Origin of the sequence: Mesorhizobium metallidurans STM 2683 (assembly GCF_000350085.1) — a bacterium.
GTDB lineage: Bacteria > Pseudomonadota > Alphaproteobacteria > Rhizobiales > Rhizobiaceae > Mesorhizobium > Mesorhizobium metallidurans.
On the sequence record NZ_CAUM01000032.1, the window covers coordinates 1 to 16715 of the forward strand.

The 16715-nt window shown below is 63.4% G+C and carries 15 protein-coding genes; 10 read left to right on the forward strand and 5 right to left on the reverse strand.

The features are described 5' to 3' along the window. Positions 1-7: 7 nt before the first annotated feature. Positions 8-958, reverse strand: coding sequence for a MurR/RpiR family transcriptional regulator (locus MESS2_RS06225; RefSeq protein WP_008873289.1), 951 nt, complete (start codon positions 956-958; stop codon positions 8-10). Positions 959-1264: 306 nt separating this feature from the next. Between MESS2_RS06225 and MESS2_RS06230 the strand changes: the two genes are divergently transcribed. The 4 genes from MESS2_RS06230 (at position 1265) to MESS2_RS06245 (ending at position 5620) form a co-directional block, all read left to right on the forward strand. Next, positions 1265-2092 carry an ABC transporter ATP-binding protein gene (locus tag MESS2_RS06230; RefSeq protein ID WP_008873291.1) on the forward strand — a complete coding sequence of 276 codons (828 nt, stop codon included), beginning with the start codon at positions 1265-1267 and terminating at the stop codon, positions 2090-2092. Continuing rightward, positions 2089-2937: an ABC transporter permease gene (locus MESS2_RS06235; RefSeq protein WP_008873292.1), complete on the forward strand. Its 849-nt coding sequence runs from the start codon at positions 2089-2091 to the stop codon at positions 2935-2937. The genes MESS2_RS06230 and MESS2_RS06235 overlap by 4 nt, the downstream gene beginning before the upstream one ends. Positions 2938-3009: 72 nt before the next feature. Next, positions 3010-4176: an ABC transporter substrate-binding protein gene (locus MESS2_RS06240; protein WP_008873293.1), complete on the forward strand. Its 1167-nt coding sequence runs from the start codon at positions 3010-3012 to the stop codon at positions 4174-4176. Positions 4177-4528: 352 nt separating this feature from the next. Further along, positions 4529-5620: a Gfo/Idh/MocA family protein gene (locus MESS2_RS06245; RefSeq protein WP_008873294.1), complete on the forward strand. Its 1092-nt coding sequence runs from the start codon at positions 4529-4531 to the stop codon at positions 5618-5620. Positions 5621-5756: 136 nt separating this feature from the next. Here the strand turns inward: MESS2_RS06245 and MESS2_RS06250 are convergent, their stop codons facing one another. Further along, the gene (locus tag MESS2_RS06250) at positions 5757-6179 is read right to left on the reverse strand and encodes a metallopeptidase family protein (RefSeq protein ID WP_008873295.1); all 423 of its coding nucleotides are present in this window, start codon (positions 6177-6179) and stop codon (positions 5757-5759) included. Positions 6180-6332: 153 nt separating this feature from the next. Between MESS2_RS06250 and MESS2_RS06255 the strand changes: the two genes are divergently transcribed. From MESS2_RS06255 to MESS2_RS06275, 6 genes are all read left to right on the forward strand, one after another. Beyond that, positions 6333-7295, forward strand: coding sequence for an IS1595 family transposase (locus MESS2_RS06255; protein WP_008873296.1), 963 nt, complete (start codon positions 6333-6335; stop codon positions 7293-7295). A 247-nt stretch (positions 7296-7542) separates the two neighbouring features. Beyond that, on the forward strand, positions 7543-7818 hold the full coding sequence (locus MESS2_RS30675; RefSeq protein ID WP_008873299.1) for a DUF3892 domain-containing protein: 276 nt from the start codon (positions 7543-7545) through the stop codon (positions 7816-7818). 119 nt (positions 7819-7937) lie between these two features. After that, positions 7938-8498 carry a hypothetical protein gene (locus tag MESS2_RS06260; protein WP_008873300.1) on the forward strand — a complete coding sequence of 187 codons (561 nt, stop codon included), beginning with the start codon at positions 7938-7940 and terminating at the stop codon, positions 8496-8498. Positions 8499-8670: 172 nt separating this feature from the next. Continuing rightward, entirely contained in the window at positions 8671-9711 is a 1041-nt protein-coding gene (locus MESS2_RS33205; protein WP_008873301.1) for an ImuA family protein, read from the forward strand. Beyond that, positions 9653-11140 carry a DUF6504 family protein gene (locus MESS2_RS06270; protein WP_040592316.1) on the forward strand — a complete coding sequence of 496 codons (1488 nt, stop codon included), beginning with the start codon at positions 9653-9655 and terminating at the stop codon, positions 11138-11140. The genes MESS2_RS33205 and MESS2_RS06270 overlap by 59 nt, the downstream gene beginning before the upstream one ends. Beyond that, complete coding sequence (locus MESS2_RS06275) at positions 11137-14415, forward strand: error-prone DNA polymerase (protein ID WP_008873303.1); 3279 nt, start codon at positions 11137-11139, stop codon at positions 14413-14415. The genes MESS2_RS06270 and MESS2_RS06275 overlap by 4 nt, the downstream gene beginning before the upstream one ends. Positions 14416-14467: 52 nt before the next feature. Here the strand turns inward: MESS2_RS06275 and MESS2_RS06280 are convergent, their stop codons facing one another. The 3 genes from MESS2_RS06280 to trxA form a co-directional block, all read right to left on the reverse strand. Continuing rightward, positions 14468-14716, reverse strand: a complete 249-nt coding sequence (locus MESS2_RS06280; RefSeq protein ID WP_008873304.1) for a Trm112 family protein — start codon at positions 14714-14716, stop codon at positions 14468-14470. Positions 14717-14795: 79 nt separating this feature from the next. Beyond that, positions 14796-15467: an LON peptidase substrate-binding domain-containing protein gene (locus tag MESS2_RS06285; RefSeq protein ID WP_008873305.1), complete on the reverse strand. Its 672-nt coding sequence runs from the start codon at positions 15465-15467 to the stop codon at positions 14796-14798. A 191-nt stretch (positions 15468-15658) separates the two neighbouring features. After that, complete coding sequence (gene trxA, locus MESS2_RS06290) at positions 15659-16651, reverse strand: thioredoxin (protein WP_008873306.1); 993 nt, start codon at positions 16649-16651, stop codon at positions 15659-15661. Between the last annotated feature and the right edge of the window lie 64 nt (positions 16652-16715).

Below are 16715 nucleotides of genomic sequence, written 5' to 3' on the forward strand. Positions count from 1 at the left end.
GTGCCGCTCAATCCCCCAGCGGTTCCATTTCCTTGCCTGTCCTGTGGATCTGGGCGTTGTATTTGATGCGGCGGACCGTTTCGCGGGCCGAGCCGTCGAGCTTGTAGGCGCAAGCCACCGCCATCAGGTCGATCGCCGCCAGGAAGGCGAAGCGCGACGCTGTCGGCTTCAGCGTGTCGGGATATTCCGGCACCGCCACCGTCAGCCGGACGTCGCAGGCGCGCGCGAGGTCGGTGTCGGGCGCGGTGATGCCGATAGCATTGGCGCGGTAGTGCTTGGCGAGTTCGACCGCCTCGATCACTTCGCGCGTGCGCCCTGTCGCCGAGATGGCGATCACCAGATCGCCGGGCTTCAGGGTCGAGGCGGTCATCCGCATCAGATAGGGGTCGCATTGGGCGCTGACGGTGACGCCGTAGCGGAACAGCCGGTACTGGGTTTCCTGCGCCAGCGCCGACGAACTGCCGCCGAGGCCGAACACGGTGACCTGGCGCGCCCTGGCGATGAGCTCGGCCGCCTTGACGAGCTGCGCCGGATCGAGCTGCCGCTCGGCCTCCTGCAGCGCCTGGCGCGCCTCGCCGAACACGGCATTCCAGAACGGCATGCCATTGTCGGCGCTCGTGGGCTGCGGCTTGCTCAGATAGAGGGCGCCGACGACGAGGCTCTGCGCCAGCTTCAGCTTGAAGTCGCGCACGCCGTCGCAGCCGATGGCGCGGCAGAAGCGGGTCACCGTCGGTTCGCTGACGCCGGCGCGCTGGGCAAGTGCGGCGTTGGAGGCATCGACCGCGTATCTGACGTCGTCGAGCACGACATCGGCGACGCGACGCTCGGCCGGGCGCAGCTCGGCGTAGGAATCCTTGATCAGCGAGATGATGTCGGGGATGCGCCTGACATGATCGCGTTCGTCGGGGTCGCGCCCGCCGGGATCGTCGCTTGAGGTCCGCCCATCAGCTTCGGTCATTGAGCCTTCCCCCAACCGTTCGTGGAGCTGGAATCTCTACCATGTCTGCATGCGGTCATCACGTCTGCAATGCGGGGTGCGGATGTTGCGCTTGCCTGCCGACCGCCGGAGCCACCTTTCACGAGTATGTAGGAAAGCAACATTCTTTTCAAGCAGCAGAAAATATAATAAAAACAATATAATACTGATCGATCGCGCAAACAGTCATGTCACGTACCGCTCTTCGCTTGACAGCAAAGTAGGATAGTTACAGACTGATTTTGGCGCGATGACCCACTGGCTCATCGCGCAATCTCCGAGGGGCGCATGAACGCGGGCAGTGCAACCACCCCGAAGCTTGGCGTGCAGGCCGCGACCAAGGTCTATTACACGGCTTCCGGCGACCTTCTGGCGCTGGACCGCTGCAGCCTCGACGTTCACGCCAATGAGATCGTTTCGATCGTCGGTCCGTCCGGCTGCGGCAAGACCACGCTGCTGTGGTCGATGTCCGGACTGCACCGGCTGACCAGCGGCGGGGTGCGGCTCGACGGCAAGGAGATCAGCGGTCCGCATCCCGATATCGGCATCGTCTTCCAGGAAGCCAATCTCCTGCCCTGGCGCAATCTCGACGCCAACATCCATTTCCCGTTCGAGATCAAGGGCGAAAAGCCGGACCGAGCCTGGATCGCGCATCTCATCAACCGCGTCGGGCTCGACGGCTTCGGCGGCAAGTTTCCGCGCGAGCTGTCGGGCGGCATGCAGCAGCGTGCGGCGATCGTGCGGGCGCTGGCGCTGAAACCGTCGGTGCTGCTGATGGACGAGCCGTTCGGCGCGCTCGATAGTTTTACCCGCGAGGAGATGAACCGGCTCGTCGAGGAGATCTGGCTCGACACCAAGACCACCATCGTCTTCATCACCCACAGCATCGAGGAGGCGATCTTCCTCTCCGACCGGGTGGTGGTGCTGAGCGCGCGGCCGGGCCGCGTCGCCAAGGAATACCGCGTACCGTTCGCGCGCCCGCGCTCGCTGGAGATCATGGCGACCAAGGAGGTCTTCGACCTCACCAACAAGATCAAGATGGACATTGTCGGCGAGCGTTCCCGGCCGAAGGCGCCGGATCGGCCCACCGCCGAAATCGTGAGGATCAGGCCGTGAGCGGAGGCGACGCCATCCCGGAATTCTCGAAGGCCAAGGCCGGCGATGGGCACGATGTCAGCCTGACCAATCTTTCTGCCTTTGCCAGCGGTCCCGGCATCAGGTCGGGCAAGGAGGTGGCGGCCATCCTCATTGTGGCCGTGATCATCATCGGCGGCATCGAACTGGCGCTGCGCCTGTTCCAGGTACCGCTCTACATCATGCCGCCGCCAAGCTCGATCGCCTACGCGCTGTTCGACGAATTCCCGCTGATCGCGCCGCATCTCGGCTATACGCTGGTCGAACTGATATCCGGCTTTGCCATCGGCGCGGTCATCGGGCTGGTGCTGGCGGCCGTGATCACGCAGTTCCCCTTCGCCGAGAAGATCGTCGCGCCCTACATCCTGCTCCTGGTCACCACGCCGATGCTGGCGCTGGTGCCGCTTTTGATCCTGCGTTTCGGCTTCGGCTACACGCCGCGCATCATCGCGGTGGCGCTTGCCGCGGGGCCGATGGTGATGATCAATGCCGCCACCGGCTTTCGCCGCGTCGACAGCGCCAAGATCGCGCTGGCGCGCTCCTATGGCGCCAGCACCTTGCAGATCTTCTGGAAGATCCGCGCGCCGATGGCGCTGCCGATGATCCTGGTCGGGCTGATGATCGGCGCGATCTTCGGGCTGCTGACCGCGGTCGGCGCCGAGATGGTCGGCGGCGGCTTCGGCCTCGGCAACCGGTTGACCACCTATTCGTCGATGATCCAGATGCCGCAATTCTTCGCGGTGGTGCTGATCCTCTCGACGCTCGGCATCCTGATCTACGTGCTGTTCTTCCTGATCGGCAAGAAATGGGCGAGCTGGGAGGCGTGAGAAACTGACAGTGACGGCGCCCGGGAGGCGGGTGGAGGCAAGCGACCATCAATCAACAAAAAGGGGAATGCCATGACCAAAGAAAGTTCGATCAGCCATAGCGCGGGGATCAGCCGCCGCACTTTCCTGCAGGTGACCGGCGCCGGCCTGGTGACGGCGACCGCGCTCGGTGCTTCCGGCCTCAGGGCCAAGGCCGAGGCCTATGGAAAATTCACCTGGATCTCGCCGCGCGGCACGCTCGAAGTGCTCGACGACTATCCCTATTGGGCGGCCAAGAAAGCCGGCTATTTCGGCGACCTCGACACCGACATGCAGCCGGGGCCGTCGGACGGCACGGCGACGGTGAAGTTCGTCGATGTCGGCCAGGCCGATATGGGCTTTCCTTCGCCCGGCGTGTTTTCCTTCGCCATCCAGAACGGCATGAAGCTGAAATCCGTGTTCCACATGGGCGCGCGCGACACGTTCAGCATCGCCTTCCGCAAGGGCGAGGGCACGAACGACCTGAAGACGCTCGAAGGCAAGACCATCCTGCTCGGCTCCGCCGCCTGGCAGTCGATCACCGACCCGCTGCTTGCGGCGCAAGGCGTCGACATCAAGAAGGTCAAGTATGTCGAAGCCGGCTGGCCGACCTGGGGCACCGCGCTTGCCGGCGGCCAGGGCGATGCCGCCTTGTCATGGGAGGGCTTGCGCGCCGAATGGATCGCCAAGGGGCTCGACTTCGAATACTGGCTCGGCGTGCGGAACTCGAAACTGCCGGCCAACACCTTCGTCGTGCGCACCGTCGATCTCGAGGATCCGGACCGCAAGGCGTTCCTGGAAAAGTACCTGCGCGGCTGGGCGATGGGTCTGGAATTCGGCTACCAGAATCCGCGTGCCGCCGTCGAAGCGGTGTTCGAGCAATTCCCGACATTGGCCAAGAATCTCGGGCCGGAACTCGGCACCACCTCGATCCTGCAGCAGATCAACGTCTTCCGCGGCGACATGGACAAGCGTGGCGGCTGGGGTTCGCACGACATGGCGAGCTGGCAGGGTTTCTTCGATGAGATCCACAAGATCGGCCAGATCACCAATCCGGTGAAGGCCGAGGATGTCTGCACCAACGACCTGATCGGGCCGGCCAATACCTTCGACAAGGCCAAGGTCAAGGCCGATGCCGATGGCTACAAACTGTCGGAAGGCTTTGCCGCGCTCGATGTCGAGAAGATCAAGGCGCATCTGTTCGACTCGGCGGTGAAATAAGGGTGCAGAAAGAGGTCATGCTGTTCATTGCCCTGCCTTGGCTCCTTTCCTCTCCCTCCGGAGGGGGGAGAGGTGGCGCCGCGAAGCGGCGACGGAGTGGGGGAAGGCGTTCGCCAAACGCGTAATCGCTGCAAGACAGGCACAATCTGGCGAGCAAGAAACCTCAGGCGCGCGGCGAAGGTCGACCCCCCCTCCGTCGAGCTTCGCTCGACACCTCTCCCCCGATCGACGGGGGAGAGGAAGGGGCCGGGTAATGAGCGGCGGCGCTGACCTAAGGTGGTTGTCCCGGATAGACACACGAGCGGCGATCGATCACTGCCAATGATTGAATCAAGAAATTAGGGAGGCTGACATGGCCGACAGGGTCAAAATACTGGTGGTTGGGCTGGGCAATATGGGCGCGTCGCATGCCAGCGCCTACCATCGCTCTGACGGCTTCGAGATCGTCGGCATCATGAGCCGCTCGATCAAGAGCAACAAGAAAATCCCGGCCGAACTCGCCGGCTACCCGCTTTACGAGGATTTCGACCAGGCGCTGAAGGAGACAAAGCCGGATGCCGTCTCCATCAACAGCTGGCCGAATACGCATGCCGAATACGCACTGAAGGCGATCGCCGCCAATTGCCATGTGTTCATGGAAAAGCCGCTCGCCACCAATATCGAGGACGCCGAGAAGGTGGTCGCCGCGGCGCGGGCGAAAAACCGCAAGCTGGTGCTCGGCTATATCCTGCGCGTGCATCCCTCATGGATCAAGTTCATCGAGGTCGGCAAGACGCTCGGCAAGCCGCTGGTCATGCGCCTCAACCTCAACCAGCAGAGCAGCGGCAGCGCCTGGCACTGGCACAAGAACCTGATCGATTCGCTGATCCCGATCGTCGATTGCGGCGTGCACTATGTCGACGTCATGTGCCAGCTGACCGGCGCCAGGCCGGTGCGCGTGCATGGTATCGGCGCCAAATTGTGGGCGGAAGCCGACAAGCAGAATTACGGCCACCTGCATGTCACCTTCGATGACGGTTCGGTCGGCTGGTACGAAGCCGGCTGGGGCCCGATGATGAGCGAGACGGCCTATTTCGTGAAGGATGTGGTCGGCCCCAAGGGCGCGGTCTCGATCGTCGCCGGCCAGACGGCAGGCAGCGCGGCCGACACCGCCGAAGTCTCGAACTCCGCCGATATCGACCGCCACACCAAGACCGATGCGCTGAAGATCCATTATGCGCAGGTCGACGGCGACAAGAACTTCAAGAAGCCGGACGAGATCGTCAGCATGGAGGACGAACCCGGTCACCAGGAGCTTTGCGACCGCGAGCAGGCGTTCTTCCTGCGCGCCATCCGCGAGGATCTCGACCTCACCGAGCAGATGGATGCCGCCGTCAACAGCCTGCGCATCGTGCTTGCCGCCGAGCAGAGCATCGAGCTGGGGCGGACCGTCGAGCTGGCGTGAGGCCGCGGAAGTTGACGCCGTCGCCGAAGCTGCCGATCTCCCCCGTTGCGGGGGAGATGTCCGGCAGGACAGAGGGGGTGGGAAGGAATGAGACGCCCGTTCCAGACCGCGGCTGTGCGCGGCACTCAGGCAGCCATCACTCCGCCGCCTCTTCGATCTTCTCCATATCGTCGTCCGACAGGCCGAAATGGTGGCCGATCTCGTGGATCAGCACATGGGTGACGATGTCGCCCAGCGTCTCCTCGTTCTCCGACCAATAATCGAGGATGGCGCGGCGGTAGAGCGTGATGCGGTTCGGCCCCTCGCCGGTCTGCGGGTTCCAGCGCTCGGCGATGCCGCGCCCCTCGAACAGGCCGAGCAGGTCGAACGGCGTTTCCAGCGACAGATCGTCCATGATCTCGTCGGTCGGAAATTCGGCGATCTGGATGACGATCTCGCCGGTCAGCTTGCGGAAATCCTCCGGCAGATGGGCATAGGCCTCCAGCGCCAGGAACTCGATTTCCTCCATCGACGGCGAAAGCTCGGCGTGCCAGGTGCGGGTCTTGTAGATGCGGGCCATGCTTTGTCCTTTCCCGGGCATATAAGCTTTCGCGCCGGGCGAGGCAAATGGCCGGGACGCTCCGTGGGCAGGCGCAGGACAGGAATAAATTCCCAATTATATACTTGACGTACCACGCGGATTTTGCGATAACGAATCCAAGGAGTTACCGCAATGGTCGATCTTACCGCCGCAATTTACCACGACGCCGACAAGGCTCGCGAGCATTTGGAGGCTATCCATTGGCCCCACGGCCCGTTCTGCCCTCATTGCGGCAACGCCAATCCAGAGCGCATTACCAAGCTGGCGGGCAAGTCCACGCGCCCCGGCGTCTATAAATGCAACGAATGCCGCGCGCCGTTCTCGGTCACTGTCGGCACCGTCTTCGAACGCTCCAAGATCGGCCTGCACAAGTGGGTGCTGGCTTCGCATCTCTATGCCTCATCCAAGAAAGGCATGAGCGCTCACCAACTGCACCGTATGCTTGGCGTCACCTACAAGACCGCTTGGTTTATGGCGCATCGCATCCGCGAAGCAATGAAGGAAGATGTTAAGTCGAACGGCCCGCTTGGCGGTGAAGGCAAGACAATTGAAGCCGACGAAACATATTATGGCCGCCGCGAAGATGGCTACGTTTCCCCGCTTCGCCGTGGCCAGCCCTATCTCAAGCGCAAGAAGCCCATGAAGAACGCCGTCATCGGTCTGGTGGAGCGCGGCGGCAAAGCCCGTATGTTCCATGTCCAGCACGCCACCAAGGCCGCTGTGCGCGATATCTTGGTGCGCAACGCCGACCGTCAATCGACGCTCTACACCGACGAAAGCGCGCTCTATCCGGTTACGGGCAAAGAGTTCGCCAAGCATGACACTGTGAAGCATTCCGCCCGCGAATATGCGCGCGGCGACACCCACACCAATACCATCGAAAGCGTGTTCTCGGTCTTCAAGCGTGGCATGGTCGGCGTCTATCAGCATTGCGGCGAAGCTCACTTGCATCGCTATCTTGCCGAGTTCGATTTCCGCTATAACCGCCGCACTGCCTTGAACGTTTCGGATACGGAACGCTCGGAAGACTTGCTTCGCAATGCCCGCGACAAGCGCCTTATCTATCGGCGGATTGGTGAAGCCGATCACGCTTAAGCAGAAAGCCCGTAAATTGTTACGGAAGCGAAAGAAAAAGTCCCTGTGAATACTGGGTGTTAGCAAACATTAGGACTTGCTAAGTCCGTTCTCTTTACGTTCGAATGCAAACGGCGGCGAATCGGAAGTTCGCCGCCGTCAATGCAACCAAGCCACAGGACGGCTAGGCACATGAGAACGATCACCAAACTAAACCTACCGGTGAATCCGTCAAGCCGTCCTGTGGCCACACACAGGAAAAATACCTATGACCGGTACATTCCAAGTCACATGCCATAAACCCGATAACGCCGACAAGGACCGCCGAATGCAAGGGCTCGGCGGCCCGAGCGGCTGGTATCGAGACATTGATACGCTCATAAACAACATCGAAAATGAAAATGAAAAATACTGGACGGTAGCGCCAACCGGTGAATCGGTATGGGTTGTCGTCCGTCAGCGTCCGAACGGAAGGAAGTATCTCAAGACCGAGCCGGATGGCGTTGAGCCGAACAACCTGCTGGCTCTCCCTCACTGTCCTTAGATCCGTCTGGAGCTACAGGCTGCTTGCCCTTCCCGGTCCTATGATCGGGAGGGGTTTTCAGCAAGCGGCGTAATACCTCGTCGCCCTTTTCCTGGTCTTTGTCTTTGAGGGGTTCTGGCATGGAAGACGACCATTTCCGCAATCTGGATTTTGATCCGAAGAATATACCGCTTCGTCACCTTCAGACAATTGGGCTCGCCTGTGCCGCCTATGCGCAGACCGAAGACCATCTGCAAATGGCGATTGCCGGATGCCTTGGCGTTGATGCTGAACTTGGATGGGCTGTCACCAGCCACATGACAGCACCCCTAAGGGAGGATGTCTTAAAGTCTGTCGCGGAAATCAAACTGGACGATTTGGACGATTTAGACAGGCTCGACGAACTGATATCTGTCATCAAGCAAGCCGCAGATAAGCGGAACAACATCACACACAATCTTTGGTGCATTGATGCACACACCCGCGAAGTCTTTGTCGTTAAGACAAGCGCAAGAGGTACCGTTCGCGCCGATGTCATCCCAATGCCACTACCCAAGCTACGGGAGGACGCGGACTTCATTTACCAAGCGGGAATAGAACTGTTCCGTTTTCTCTCGGCCAAAAATCTTCTCCCTGCGCTGCCGCCTAGCGACCGCCCCGCGCTACCACAAGACCAAGGCTGCGCGAAAGAAGCGCGTTAAACAATAGCTGCTCATCGATGCCGGCCTGTCGCGAATCACTAGGCATTTTTTCCTCTGGTACGTCAAGTATATAATTGGGAATAAATTCCCCATGACTCCGCTTGACTCTTCAGTCGCCCTCTGGAATCTATAAGAACATAACAGGAACAATTGTGAGTGGAAGCTGACCGTCATGGCGATGACCGCCGTGGCGCGGGAGACTGTTTTTGCCCTGCGCCGCCAGATCGCGAAGATCGAGGGAACGCTGCCCGACCGCCTGCAGGCGCCGGCCGGCACGGCCCCGGCTGGCTCGCCGCCTGATGCCGATGTCACCTCCCGGAACCTGACCATTGTCCGGCGCGGTCTTGCCGTGGTGCCGTCCGATGCCTTCCTGCGCACCGGCGCCGAGCCTCTCGATGCCGCGCTCGGCGGCGGCCTGCCGAAAGCGGCACTGACCGAGATCCATGGCACTGAAACCCGCGATGCCGGAGCCGTCGCCGGCTTTGCCCTTGCGCTTGTCAGCCTGATCCTGAAGCAGCAACAGCCTCGATTGCCCGTTCTCTGGATCGGCACATCGGAGATTTTTCGCGAGGCCGGCTTTCCCTATGCCAGGGGGCTTCATGGCCTGTTCGGCATCGAACCCGGAGAATTGCTGTTTTCCGAGGCGCCGAGGCTTGTCGATGCTTTGTGGGTCGCCGAGGAGGCCGCCCGGATGACGGCGCTCGCCGCCGTCATCCTTGAAATCCGCGGCAGCCCGCAGCGGCTCGACCTCACCGCGACGCGGCGCCTGCACGCCCGGGCACAAAATGCCGGCCGGCCGGTGTTCCTGCTGCGCCAGGCCGGCGAGGCCGAACCGACGGCGGCACCCGTGCGCCTCATTGTATCGGCGGCGTCTTCCGCAAGCCGCGCGACGATCGCCGGGCCGCTCGCCGGTTCGATCGGCCGGCCTGCCTTCACCGTCAGCATTGGCAAGAGCCGCACCGCCTTGCCTGGCCAATTCACACTGGAGTGGAACCCCGATGAGCATGTTTTCGAGCAAAGAAGGGCCGGGGGGGCAAAGAATCCTGTCCCTGTGGTTCCCGCATCTCGCCGCCGAAAGGATCCTGCGCCAGCGTCTGGGGCGGTCCTGGCGTTCGCGGCCGTCGGATCACCTGCCGCCATCTCACCCACCGCTCGTGATCAGCCATCGCGACCGCAACGCCCAGCGCATATCGGCCCTCGACGAGCGGGCTGAGGCGCTTCACCTGAAGCGTGGCATGGGCATTGCCGATGCCCGCGCCATGCATCCCTCGATCGAAATCGTCGAGGCCGATCCGGAGGCTGACCGCCGCCTGCTTGAAGGCCTTGCCGACTGGTGCGACCGCTACACCCCGCTGGTGGCGATCGACGGGATCGACGGCCTGTTCCTCGACGTCACCGGCTGCACCCATCTGTTCGGCGGCGAACGCGCGATGCTGGACGACATACTGTCGCGCTTTTTCCATCAGGGTTTTGACGTCCGTGCCGGCCTTGCCGCCACGCCGGGCGCCGCCTGGGCGGCGGCGCGGTTCGCCGGCGACCACATCGTCCAGAGCGGCGAGGAGGAGGCGCTTCTGGTCCCCCTGCCGCTGGCCGCACTTCGCATCGAGCCCGAAATCCGCGCCAGCCTGGAAAGCGTCGGCCTGCGCACGGCGGGCGCCGTCATGGCCGCACCCCGCGCCCCGCTTGCCCGCCGCTTCGGCGCAACCCTGCTCTTGCGCCTCGACCAGGCGCTTGGCCGTCTCGACGAGGCCGTCTCGCCGCGCCTGCCGGTGGCGCCGCTTTCGGTCGAACGCCACCTCGCCGAACCCATCATGCTGACCGACGACATAGAGCGGCTGGTGAGCCTGCTGGCGACGACGTTGAAGGCCGATCTCGAGCGTCGCGGCGAGGGCGCGAGACGGCTGGCGCTGCTGCTTTTCCGCGTCGACGGCGCCGTCAGCCGCATCGCTGTCGGCACCTCGCGTCCCCTGCGCGAACCGCTGCTGATCCAGAAATTGTTCCACGAAAGGCTGGCCGCGCTCGAACAGGATATCGATGCCGGCTATGGCTTCGACCTCGTGCGTCTCTCGGTGCTGTCGGCCGCCGCCTTCGACATGCAGCAGGCGGATCTGACCGGCGAGACGGATGATTGCGACGCCGATATCGCGCTGTTCGCCGACCGCATCCGCGCCCGCCTCGGCGAAGGCGCGGTTTTGCGATCGGTCACTGTCGAAAGCCATCTGCCGGAGCGCGCCGTCGCCACTGTGCCTTTCTCGGAAGTCCCGCAAAGGACCTCGCCGCCGAGGAGGCCGGTCAGAAATCCGCCCATGACGATCTATCCGCCGGCCACGATCTACCCACGGGAACGCCCGATCCGGCTGTTCCGTTCGCCCGAGCCGATCGAGGTGCCGGCTACCGAAATGCCTGAGGGACCGCCGATGAATTTTCGCTGGCGGCGGGCCTTGTATCGCGTCGCGCGCGCCGAAGGGCCCGAACGCATCGCGCCGGAATGGTGGCGGGGGCAGGGCGGCGAAGACGCACCGACCCGGGATTATTTCCGCATCGAGGACAGCGACGGCCGCCGCTACTGGCTCTACCGCCAGGGCCTTTACGGCGCCTCGCAGGCTTCGCCGCGCTGGTTCATGCATGGGGTTTTCGCATGAACGCGCTGACCGTCGTTCCCTATGCCGAATTCGGCATCCAGTCGAATTTCTCCTTCCTGCGCGGCGCCTCCAAGCCGGAAGAACTGGTGGTCGCGGCCAAGTTCCTCGGCTTCGCGTCGATCGGCCTTGCCGACCGCAACACGGTGGCCGGCGTCGTGCGCGCCTGGCAGCAGGCCAGGGTCGAGAAGCTGCCTTACCATCCCGGCTGCCGCCTGGTTTTTTGCGACGGCACGCCTGATATTCTCGCCTATCCGCAGGACCGCAAGGGCTGGGGTCACCTCTGCCGCATGCTGACGCAAGCCAATCTGCGCGACGAAAACGAGAAGGGCGCCGCCCTTTTGAAGCGAAGCGACCTTCTCGAATGGGGCGATCTGCTGTCGCTGGCCGTCCTGCCCGAATTGACGGCAGGCGCGGAGGACCGTCTCGCATTGCTTAGCCAGCTTCGGGATCGCTTCGGCGGGAACCTGCGGCTTGCCGTTGCGCCGGATTATCGCGGCAATGACCGCTTCCGCATCGAGCAGGCGGCGGCGATGGCCGAGGCATCAGGCATTCCGCTGATGGCGACCAACGACATTCTCTATCACAGCGCCGAGCGGCGGCCGCTGCAGGACGTGCTGACGGCGATCCGCCTCAATATGCCTGTCGGCGAGGTCGGGCTGGAGCTGGCGGCCAATGCCGAGCGTCATCTGAAGCCGCCGGTCGAGATGGCCCGCCTGTTCCACAGGCATCCGCGGGCGCTGGCGGAGACGCTGCGCTTTGCCGGCGAACTGACCTTCTCGCTCAGCGACCTCCAGTACAATTATCCCGACGAGCCGACGGAATCGGGCCTCGGGCCACAGGCCGAGCTCGAACGATTGGCCAGGGAGGGGGCCGCCACGCGCTATCCGGCGGGCGTCCCCGCTTCCGTAATGCAGCGCATCAGCGAAGAGCTCGCCTTGATCGAGCGCCTGAACTACGCGCGCTATTTCCTGACCGTCCATGACATCGTCAAATTCGCCCGCAGCCAGGACATTCTCTGCCAGGGGCGCGGCTCCGCCGCCAATTCGATCGTCTGCTTCTGCATCGGCATCACCGAAGTCGGCCCCGACAGGATCGACACGCTGTTCGAGCGTTTCATTTCCGAGGAAAGGAACGAGCCGCCCGACATCGATGTCGACTTCGAGCATGAGCGGCGCGAGGAGGTGATCCAGTATATCTATACGAAATACAGCGCCAAGCGCACCGCGCTGGCGGCTGCCGTCATCAGCTATCGCGGCCGCTCGGCGCTGCGCGAAGTGGCCAAGGCGATGGGCCTGTCCGAGGATGTCCGCAGCGCACTGTCCAGCTCGATCTGGGGCTGGTCGACCTCGGAGCTCGGCGAGAAGGAGGCCCACGCCGGCGGCATCGACCGCACCGACCCGCTGGCAAGGCAGGTGATCGAACGTGCCAACGAGATCATGGGCTTTCCCCGGCATCTGTCCCAGCATGTCGGCGGCTTCGTCATCACCAGGGACCGGCTCGACGAGATCGTGCCCATCGTCAAGACGGCGATGGACGAGCGCAAGATGGTCGAGTGGGACAAGGACGATCTCGACGCGGTGAAGATCCTCAAGGTCGACGTGCTGGCGCTCGGCATGCTGACCTGCCTGAAGCGCGCCTTCACCCTTCTGCACAGCCACTACGATGTCCGGGACGAGTATGAGCGTCCGCTGGGGCTGGCGACACTGCCGGAGAGGGACGAAAGGGTCTACGACATGATCTGCCGCGCCGACACGCTCGGCGTCTTCCAGATCGAATCCCGCGCCCAGATGTCGATGCTGCCGCGCTTGAAGCCGCGCACCTTCTACGATCTCGTCATCGAGGTGGCGATCGTGCGGCCGGGCCCGATCCAGGGCGACATGGTGCATCCCTATCTGCGCCGCCGGCAGGGCAAGGAGAAACCCGAATACCCCAAGCCGGAGCTGGAAAAGATCCTCGGCAAGACGCTGGGCGTTCCCCTGTTCCAGGAACAGGCGATGAAGATCGCCATCGTCGCCGGCGGCTTCCGGCCGGGCGAGGCCGATGAATTGCGTCGCGCCATGGCCACCTTCAAGCGCACCGGCACGATCGGAAATTACCGCCAGCGCATGATCGACGGCATGGTCGGCAGGGGTTACGAGAAGGACTTCGCCGAGCGCTGCTTCAAGCAGATCGAAGGGTTTGGCGAATACGGCTTTCCCGAAAGCCACGCAGCCTCCTTCGCTCTGCTGGTCTATGCCTCCTGCTGGTTCAAGACCTTCTACCCGGATGTGTTCTGCGCCGCGATCCTGAATTCGCAGCCGATGGGGTTCTACCAGCCGGCCCAGCTCGTCCGCGACGCGCGCGACCATGGCGTCGACATCCGCGAGGCCGACGTCAATTTCTCCGGCTGGGACTGCGCCCTGGAGGCATCCGCCTTCGATCCGGCCCGCACCCTCGCCCGCCATGCCGAAATGCGTGGTGTCATACGGACCAATCATGCCGTGCGGCTGGGTTTCCGCCAGACCAAGGGGCTTTCCAAGGATCGCATGGACACATTCGTAGCGAGACGCGGCGAAGGTTACGAAACCGTCAGGGATGTCTGGCTGCGCTCGGGCCTCGACGTCGACGAGATCGAGAAACTGGCGCAGGCGGACGCCTTCCGCTCGATCGGCCTCGACCGTCGCGCGGCCCTGTGGGCGGTCCGCGCGCTCGATGGCAAGAGCGCCGCCGAGATGCTGCCGCTGTTCGACCAGAAGCATATCCGACTGCGCGATCTCGAGCCCGAGACCAGGCTGCCGAAAATGCCGCTCGGCGAGCATGTCATCCATGACTACCGCTCGCTCGGCCTGTCGCTGAAGGCCCATCCCGTCGCCTTCCTGCGTGAACGGCTCGATCGGATCGGAGTGACGCCCAATGCGCGCCTGCCTTCGGTTCGGGATGGCAGGCGGGTCTCGGTCGCCGGCCTGGTGCTCGTGCGCCAGCGCCCGGGCAAGGGCAATGCGATCTTCCTGACGCTGGAGGACGAGCAGGCGGTCGCCAACGTCATTTTCTGGGAACGGACCTTTACCCGCTACCGGCCCATTGTCATGGGCGCGCGCTTCGTAAAGGTCACCGGCAAGTTGCAGTCGGAATCCGACGTCATCCATATCGTCGCCGAGAAGATCGAGGATCTGACGCCCTGGCTGGCAACGCTGCTGGAGGAAAACGCACCTGTCGTGCAAAACGACCGGCGGGAGATTGCAACGCTGTCGGGGAAGGCGGAAAGGGTCATGCCCAGGGGGCGCAATTTTCAATGATACATGGCGCAATCCTGCGAGATGTCGGCGGGACAGCGCCGACCCGATGTGTTCAACCCGGTCCACCCAGGCGCGGCGGAGGCGGGGACAGCACATCCTCGGCCGAGATCGCCCGCGCTTCCGAGGGCAGCATGATCGGGATGCCGTCGCGCACCGGATAGGCAAGCTTGGCTACCCTCGAGATGAGCTCGCCGCGTTCCGGATCCCAGGCCAGCGGACCCTTGGTCAGCGGGCAGGCCAGCAATTCCAGCAGCCTGGGATCGACATCGATCTTCTTGCCGTCACGCCCATCCGTCGCCATCCGATCCATCCTTCTCCAGGGCAATCGCTAGTTTGAGCGGCCCTCCCTTCTCCCACAAGGGGAGAAGGACAGTTCTTCCTTACTGCAAACTCGAACCGAAATCCTCGTTCTCTCGCGCCAGCGCCATTTCGGTGATGGCGATCAGCGTTTCGGCGCGCGTCTTCAGATCCGCCGCTTCGAGCAGCGCCTGTTTCTCGGCCGGTCCATAGGGCGCCATCATCGACAGCGCATTGACCAGCATGGCGTTTTCCGCACGGCTGACGCTTTCCCAGTCGGCTTCCAGATCATTGGCCTGCAAATAGGCCCGGAACGCCCTCAGCAGCGCCGGCCGGTCGATCCCGGCCTCCGCCTGGTCTTCGTCCAGGTCGGTGAGAAAGGGCGCGAAACGGCACTGGCGAAACGGTGTCTTGACGGACAGTTCATGCACGATGCGAAACCGGCACACGCCTTGCAGCGAAATCAGATAGCGGCCGTCGCCGCTCTCGGAGAGCGCGATGATGCGCCCGGCGCAGCCGACATTGCAGAGTTCGGGCTCGCCATGGGCACGCAGCGCCCCGTCGAGGCTGGGCTGGATCATGCCGATCAGCCGCGGCCCGGCGATCGCCTCGTCCACCATCTGCAGGTAGCGCGGCTCGAAGATGTTGAGCGGCATGCGGCCTCCCGGCAGCAGCAGCGCGCCTTCGATCGGAAAGATCGGGATCGTCGACGGCAGATCCGTGCCCAGCCGGTAATGCGCGTTTCCCGCTTGCACCTCAATCCTCCCGACGCTTCCAATGCATGTTGCGCAAAAGTGCGTAAAGCGCATCAAACCCGTAACGCCCCCCACCCGACACGCGCGAGCCTGTCGTCGGGAAAACGAAACGGACCATCGGCCTGACCTATCGGTGCTATCTGGCGCAGCCGTCGCCGGCCGCAAGGCCAACGGTCAAAAACAGCGCCGGCTCAGGAAAACAACAGTGACGACAATTTGCGCCGCGCCGACAGCGTCGCCTCGTCGGTCATCCCCCAGGCCTCGAAGAATTGCAGCAACTGGTTCCTGGCGCCATCGTCGTTCCACGAACGGTCCGCCTTGACGATCGCCAGCAGATTGTCGGCCGCCGCCATGCGCTCGCCCCGGGCGTTCTGGATCATGGCAAGATCGAACCGTGCCTGGTGGTCGCCTGGATTGTCGGCCAGGCGCCGCTCGAACTCGGCCGGATTGCCAAGCGCTGACGCCTGCGCGGCAAGCGCCATCTTGGCGCGCACCGCGGCGAGCGGCGGGGCATCCTTCTTTGCCTCCGGCGCCCGCGCCAGCACGGCTTCCGCGCCCTCGGCATCGCCGCCCTCGAACAAAAGATCGGCCAACCCGGCGAGCGCCTCGATCGTTTCCGGCGCCTGCTCCAGGATCGCATCGTAGATGTCGGCCGCGGTCTGCGCGTCACCGGCCTCGCGCGCCTCGGCCGCCGCCGCAAGCGCCTCGGCAACTTGCGGCGCACCGCCATTCTTGCCGCCAACCTTCTCGATGAATTGGGTGATCTGGCTCTCGGGAATGGCGCCCATGAAGCCGTCGATGGGCTGGCCGTCCTTGAAGGCGATGACCGCCGGTATCGACTGGATGCCGAGCTGGCCGGCGATCGACGGATGGTCATCGATGTTCATCTTGACCAGCTTGACCTTGCCGCCGGCCGCCTTGACCGCCTTTTCCAGCAACGGCGTCAATTGCTTGCAGGGGCCGCACCATGGCGCCCAGAAATCGACCAGCACCGGCTGACGGCGCGATTCCTGGATGACGTCGGCGGCGAATGTAGCGGTCGTGGTGTCCTTGATGACATCTGCCGGCGCCTCGCCAAGTGCTGCTTTCGCGGGCGCCGCCTCGGTGCCGCCATACTGCACCGATGTGGCATACTGACCGCCATTGCTGCCGAATTGGCCGCCAAATGGATTGTTATCGCTCATCTCATCGCCCTTTCGGTCGCGCCGCCGGCTTCGGCCTGGTGCAACGTCTTTCTCCAGAAGTCGG

Bases quoted from the DNA above. Each gene is read 5' to 3' on its own strand.
- MESS2_RS06225 (WP_008873289.1), bottom strand. From the start codon at position 958: ATGACCGAAGCTGATGGGCGGACCTCAAGCGACGATCCCGGCGGGCGC.
- MESS2_RS06230 (WP_008873291.1), top strand. From the start codon at position 1,265: ATGAACGCGGGCAGTGCAACCACCCCGAAGCTTGGCGTGCAGGCCGCG.
- MESS2_RS06240 (WP_008873293.1), top strand. From the start codon at position 3,010: ATGACCAAAGAAAGTTCGATCAGCCATAGCGCGGGGATCAGCCGCCGC.
- MESS2_RS06245 (WP_008873294.1), top strand. From the start codon at position 4,529: ATGGCCGACAGGGTCAAAATACTGGTGGTTGGGCTGGGCAATATGGGC.
- MESS2_RS06250 (WP_008873295.1), bottom strand. From the start codon at position 6,179: ATGGCCCGCATCTACAAGACCCGCACCTGGCACGCCGAGCTTTCGCCG.
- MESS2_RS06255 (WP_008873296.1), top strand. From the start codon at position 6,333: ATGGTCGATCTTACCGCCGCAATTTACCACGACGCCGACAAGGCTCGC.
- MESS2_RS30675 (WP_008873299.1), top strand. From the start codon at position 7,543: ATGACCGGTACATTCCAAGTCACATGCCATAAACCCGATAACGCCGAC.
- MESS2_RS06260 (WP_008873300.1), top strand. From the start codon at position 7,938: ATGGAAGACGACCATTTCCGCAATCTGGATTTTGATCCGAAGAATATA.
- MESS2_RS33205 (WP_008873301.1), top strand. From the start codon at position 8,671: ATGGCGATGACCGCCGTGGCGCGGGAGACTGTTTTTGCCCTGCGCCGC.
- MESS2_RS06275 (WP_008873303.1), top strand. From the start codon at position 11,137: ATGAACGCGCTGACCGTCGTTCCCTATGCCGAATTCGGCATCCAGTCG.
- MESS2_RS06280 (WP_008873304.1), bottom strand. From the start codon at position 14,716: ATGGCGACGGATGGGCGTGACGGCAAGAAGATCGATGTCGATCCCAGG.
- trxA (WP_008873306.1), bottom strand. From the start codon at position 16,651: ATGAGCGATAACAATCCATTTGGCGGCCAATTCGGCAGCAATGGCGGT.